The sequence below is a fragment of the Pedobacter sp. UBA5917 genome (genome assembly GCF_002432345.1).
Taxonomy (GTDB): Bacteria; Bacteroidota; Bacteroidia; order Sphingobacteriales; family Sphingobacteriaceae; genus Pedobacter.
Map to the genome: position 1 here is coordinate 1 of NZ_DJDT01000163.1, position 5449 is coordinate 5449.

The following is a 5449-nucleotide window of genomic DNA, read 5'->3' on the forward strand; positions in this document are numbered from 1 at the left end:
CAGGCGGGTGCGTCTTTATATGGCCATGCCGGGGCCAGCGTGGTATAACCCTGGTCCTCAAAATATACCTTCCATTCGTTCCAGCAATCGCTGCTTACAAATGCCCCTGTAATAAACAGAATTGTTTTCGATTGTATCTTTTTCATCATATCTGGTTTTTAATCCACTAAGCATTTACTGTTAAGCCCCCATCAATCACGATTTCGGTACCGGTGATGAAAGATGAATCGCTGCCCGCCAGAAAAAAAGCCAACTGTGCAATTTCTTCTGCCTGTGCAAAACGCTTCAATAGTATTCTTTCACTCAGTATTTTACCAAGTGCATTTACCTGATCGCTATCCAAACCCAGTTTATCATAAACCGGTGTATCAACCGGCCCCGGTGAAATGCAGTTTACACGGATGTGTTTTGGAGCAAGTTCGGTGGCCAATACCCTGTTCAAAGCTACCAATGCAGCCTTACTGGCCGCATAAACACCTGAGTTTGGCATCCCGATACTGGCATTTACAGAAGTGTTGAAGATGATGGATGCATGATCGTTAAGCAAGGGCAGCAGTTTTTGGAGGGTAAAAAACACACCCTTGAAATTGATGTCCATGATTTCATCAAAATGACTTTCGCTGGCCGCTTCAAATGGCGAAAATGTGGCGATGCCGGCATTTAGGAATATAATATCAAGTTTTCCGAAATCGAGCTTGATCGAATCTGCAAGACTATCTATTGCGTCGATGTTCCCCTGATCAGAAACATAACCCTTAACCCCCAACGCTGCCGATGATGTTTTAACACTTTTTTCGCTGCGTCCGGTAATGATTACAGATGCGCCTTTTTCTTTAAATAGTTTAGCCGTAGCGTAGCCAATTCCGCTGTTTCCTCCCGTAATGAGGGCTGTTTTGTGTTGAAGTGTATCCATATCTTTAGAATTTGATATGGGTAGTCAATTAATCTGCCTAAGTATTTAAGTTGTTGATTATCAGTATTTAATATTTTATTTTCCTTCGTATTACCACGTTATTTCGTGTTCTGATGTAGGTGTTACAACGAGATATGGTAGTTAGGTTTTTTCGGTCAAAAAACAGAAATCGTTTTTATGGCTATTATATCATCACAAATTTTCGATAGAAAGAATCTATTGTACGAGGTATTTAAAATCAATGTAGGTGGCAACTATATGTCGTTAAAAACCGCTGTTATCACCACGATATTCAGTGATGTGTTTTGCTTGCTTCTTGTTTAATCTGTTTGTAGTCAATGCTTTGTGATTGTTGGTGTTTGGTTTGGTATTCAGCTTTTAAATTCCGGATCCCAATGAAAAAACTCATGTTTTTAATTCTCCTGTTCACAGGCTTTGTTTGTATGGCACAGGAAAATCCATTTAAACAATTAAGGTATAATGACCAAAGCAACAGGCTGCCAGGTATCGATAGTACCCTTAACTGGTATGATAAATTGAAATTCATGCCCTTATCAGCTGATAAGTCGATATATTTAAGTCTGGGGGGAGAAGTAAGGTACCAGTATTTCTATTTTAAAAATCAGGATTGGGGCGAATCACCAAAGGATAATGATGGATTTCTACTGAACCGGTACCTGGGACATGTTGATGTGCATGCCGGCAAACATTTCCGTGCCTTTTTGCAACTGCAAAGCAGTTTAGCCGGTGGAAAGATGGAAAACCCATCGCCTGTAGATCAGAATCTGCTCGATCTGCACCAGGCATTTTTTGATTTTAACACCAATATAGGCAATACCGGTAAAATCACATTGAGGTTGGGGCGCCAGGAGTTATCTTATGGTTCGCAGCGTTTAATTTCCGTACGCGAAGCACCCAATAACCGACAGTCTTTCGACGCCGCAAAGGTGGTGTTCGAGCATAAAAACATTAAACTAGATGGTTTTTACTCCTACTACGTTCCTGCAAAGCCAGGTATTTTTGACGACCGGTTTAATAAGGAGACCCAATTTTGGGGAGTGTATGGGACATTTACCAAAATGCCTTTAATTAAAAATTTTGATGTTTATTATTTGGGTATTCATAAGAAAAATGCCGCTTACGACGAAGGCAAAGGTACCGAAACCAGGCATTCGGTCGGTGCCAGAATCTGGAATACCTCGGCCGTTTTCCAATATGATGTGGAAGGACTATTCCAGTTTGGCCATTTTGCAGGGAGTGATATTACCTCATGGACTTTATCGGCCAACCTTTCGCATACCTTCAAAGGTAATAATGCGATACAGGTAGGCTTGAAAACCGAAGCGATTAGCGGGGATAAAAATTATGGCGATGGCAGATTGAATACTTTTAATCCCCTGTTTCCAAAAGGCGCATATTTTGGTCTGGCCGCTTTAATCGGTCCCTATAACCTTTTTGATGCCCATCCGTATATTGAATATAACCTGACCAAAAAACTTGTGCTTGCCGCAGATTACGATTTATTCTGGCGGATGAGCCGCAATGACGGTTTGTATGCTGTAAATGGCAAGCTTATTTATTCGGGCAAAAGCACCGCTGCCTTAAATATCGGAAAGCAGATCGGTGCCGAGATCCGCTATTCGCCAACCAAAAATTTATACCTCAGACAGGAAATTACCTGGTTCAGCACGGGCGAATACCTTAAAGAGGTTGGGCCCGGTAAAGACATTCTGATGCTTGGGAGTACGCTTACATTTAAATTTTAATAACAGCCCGATTGGTTAAGTCTACGAGTTCTTACTGATTCCAAGTTTTTTCATTTTGGAGTTGAGGGTAGTAGGGGGCAAGTTGAGCAGGTTTGCTGCACCACCTTCTCCCCATATTTTTCCATTACATTTTTTCAGGGCAGAAATGATGTGTGCACGTTCCCCTTCGCTCATCGTGGTTACCATGGCATCGGCAGGTTTAAATGCCGGGTGCTGCTCGAGTTGGCTCGGAAGAACCATATTGTTGATGACGTTATCTTTGGTGAGCAGTACATTGCGTTCAATCATATTTTCGAGTTCGCGGATATTTCCTGGCCAGTGGTATTGTTTCACTTTAGTCATCACTTCGGGCGCAATACCGTGTACTGTTTTTCCTGTTTTCCTCGAATAGATGCTCAGGAAATGCAACGCAAGATCTTCAATATCTTCAATCCGCTCGCGTAAAGGGGGCATTACAATGGGAAAAACATTGATGCGGTAAAAAAGATCAAGCCTGAAACGCCCCTCGGCCACTTCTTTATCCAGATTTCTGTTGGTAGCGGCAATAATCCTTACATCGGTTTTTATCGTGCTGCGGCCACCAATGCGTTCTATTTCCCGCTCCTGGAGCACACGTAATAACTTTGATTGTGATTCTAACGGTAACTCACCAATCTCATCTAAAAAAATGGTTCCGGTATGTGCATTTTCAAACTTGCCCAGTTTACGTTCGTGGGCACCGGTAAAAGCACCTTTTTCGTGGCCGAAGAGTTCCGAATCAATAAGCGTGGTAGGGAGGGCGGCACAGTTGACGCGGATAAACGGTTTGTCTTTACGGAGCGACAGGGAATGGATACGTTCTGCTATTTTCTCTTTACCGGTACCGCTTTCGCCGAGGATGAGTACCGAAGAATCAGACTTCGCTACCTGTGTAACATGGTCAAATACAGTGAGTAATAGATGGCTTTTGCCAATTATTCCCGAAAATGGTTTTATTTTATTATCCGTTAAATTAGGGCTCTTTACCGTAAAATTGTTTACTTCGCGTCCCAATGGGCTGTTGGAATGCTGCAACATACCTTCCATAAAACCAGTTAGTAAAGTTTGGATCCTGTTGCAGAAAATAAGATCGTCTGCCTGGTAGGCATCCGGTCTGCGACTGTAAAAATTGAAATAACAGGTGTTTTTTCCATCCAGGTTGATGGGTAAAGTGAGGTGCGATTTTAGGTTAAACTTTTCGGTATAAAGTTTTTTCAAAGAATTGGCCTTCAGCAGGTTTTTTAATTCGTGTTCTTCGTACCAGGTGGCCATCTGTACTGTGAGGTCGTTTGCTTTCAGCCTGGCAAGCTCATGGAGTTTTAGATTGGTGATTACCATAAGTTCTGTGCCCGAAATCAGCTGATATTCATCAAAACCGACTCTCGAAAAACAGAGTTCATAAAAAGCATCTTCATTTTCCTCGGCCATCCCAAAAGAAAAGAATTCAAACGACAGGTACGACTGCAGGGTTTTGGCCATTTCCAGTATTTTCAATTCCCATTCCTGTTTAGAAATAAGAATTTCTGCTGCTCTTTTTTGTACAATGGCCGTTTGGCGCAATCCACTTTCGAGCAGGTTTTCGTAACGGTAAAATGCAATATCGAGGGCAGTGAGTACATCCCTGTCGCGGAAGGGCTTAACTATAAATCCATAGGGATTGGTTACTTTTGCTGCCTCAAGTATTTTTTGGTTGGAGTTGGCCGAAATATAAATGAAAGGGATATTGAGTTCGTTCAGTGTTTGTGCAAGATCGATACCGGTAAATTTGCCTTTTAAATAAATATCCACCAGAACCAGCTGTGGCCGGAAGGCTGTAATCATTTCCCTGGCCTCTATCACATTATCTGCAATACCACAAACCTGGTAAGCAGCCGTTTTCAGTATACCTGCCAGCACATCGGCGATGATAAATTCATCTTCTACGATAAGAATGCTTTTCTTTTTCATGCCTGTTTCAAATAAAATCTGTTTGCGCAAGCGATGTATATCGGCATTTTAAAAGGGGAAAATAAGGCTAAAGCTTGTGCCATGTTAGGGATTGTTAATTTTTTGCCGCCGGTACAGGTATGGGAAATTGCAGCACAATTTGGAATGCAATATTTCATTAATCCTGCCATAATTTGGAGAATGGTTAATTTTTGTGGTTTTTATGCTAAATTAGTAGTTTTTAAGTTGTTATCAGGGATTTTAATGCCAGTTGATCCATTAATAGATCAAATTCAACTTTATATCGTTGTTTAACAGCGAAATAAAGTTGTTTTCTCAAAAAGATGTTTTGGCAGCTGCCCAAAAATGGCCTTGTCTCCCGCTTTATCTTCCTGAAAGGGAATAAAACGGCTAAAAAATCAATATTGCTATAAGGAATTGAGATATATTTGTGATATGTTCAATAGCGGCATCTTTATGCCTATCATTATTTTATCTGGCATGGCCTACAGCATCCTGGCAAAAAAGCTGACGGTTATGGCGGCGTTTACAGGTGCAATATTGGCATTTCTTATTTTTGCTGCTGCAGGTTATTCAGGGCTGACGATGATGACGGTCTTTTTTATCCTCGGTTCTGCCGCCACCTCCTGGCAGAAGCATAAAAAGCAGGCTTTTACTTCGGATAGGGAAACCGGAAAAGGCCGTAATGCCTTTCAGGTGTTGGCAAATGCCGGGGCAGCAGCCATTACCGGTGCGATAATGATCGGCTATCCGGCGCTGCGCGGTTTAATGCTGCCCGCAATGGCGGCCGCTTTTGCCTCGGCCA

5 protein-coding genes are annotated in these 5449 nt (G+C 42.1%); 3 read left to right on the top strand and 2 right to left on the bottom strand.

The annotated features are described in order from the left end of the window. Positions 1 to 166: 166 nt before the first annotated feature. Positions 167 to 913, bottom strand: a complete 747-nt coding sequence (locus B2V92_RS10485) for an SDR family oxidoreductase (protein WP_293307603.1) — start codon at positions 911 to 913, stop codon at positions 167 to 169. Positions 914 to 1308: 395 nt separating this feature from the next. Here B2V92_RS10485 and B2V92_RS10490 point away from each other — a divergent pair, with 395 nt between their 5' ends. Next, positions 1309 to 2679 carry an alginate export family protein gene (locus B2V92_RS10490; RefSeq protein WP_293307605.1) on the top strand — a complete coding sequence of 457 codons (1371 nt, stop codon included), beginning with the start codon at positions 1309 to 1311 and terminating at the stop codon, positions 2677 to 2679. 21 nt (positions 2680 to 2700) lie between these two features. On the opposite strand, the gene B2V92_RS10495 is transcribed toward B2V92_RS10490, so the two are convergent. After that, positions 2701 to 4644 carry a sigma 54-interacting response regulator gene (locus tag B2V92_RS10495; RefSeq protein WP_293307607.1) on the bottom strand — a complete coding sequence of 648 codons (1944 nt, stop codon included), beginning with the start codon at positions 4642 to 4644 and terminating at the stop codon, positions 2701 to 2703. Between the two features lie 33 nt (positions 4645 to 4677). Between B2V92_RS10495 and B2V92_RS10500 the strand changes: the two genes are divergently transcribed. Next, positions 4678 to 4938 carry a hypothetical protein gene (locus B2V92_RS10500; RefSeq protein WP_293307609.1) on the top strand — a complete coding sequence of 87 codons (261 nt, stop codon included), beginning with the start codon at positions 4678 to 4680 and terminating at the stop codon, positions 4936 to 4938. Positions 4939 to 5079: 141 nt separating this feature from the next. Further along, positions 5080 to 5449, top strand: a 370-nt coding sequence (locus tag B2V92_RS10505) for a DUF92 domain-containing protein (RefSeq protein WP_293307611.1), incomplete at its 3' end; no start/stop codon positions are given.

What these genes read in the sequence shown, in the direction of transcription:
- B2V92_RS10485 (WP_293307603.1), bottom strand. Translation starts at nt 913, where the DNA reads ATGGATACACTTCAACACAAAACAGCCCTCATTACGGGAGGAAACAGC.
- B2V92_RS10500 (WP_293307609.1), top strand. Translation starts at nt 4,678, where the DNA reads ATGTATATCGGCATTTTAAAAGGGGAAAATAAGGCTAAAGCTTGTGCC.
- B2V92_RS10490 (WP_293307605.1), top strand. Translation starts at nt 1,309, where the DNA reads ATGAAAAAACTCATGTTTTTAATTCTCCTGTTCACAGGCTTTGTTTGT.
- B2V92_RS10495 (WP_293307607.1), bottom strand. Translation starts at nt 4,644, where the DNA reads ATGAAAAAGAAAAGCATTCTTATCGTAGAAGATGAATTTATCATCGCC.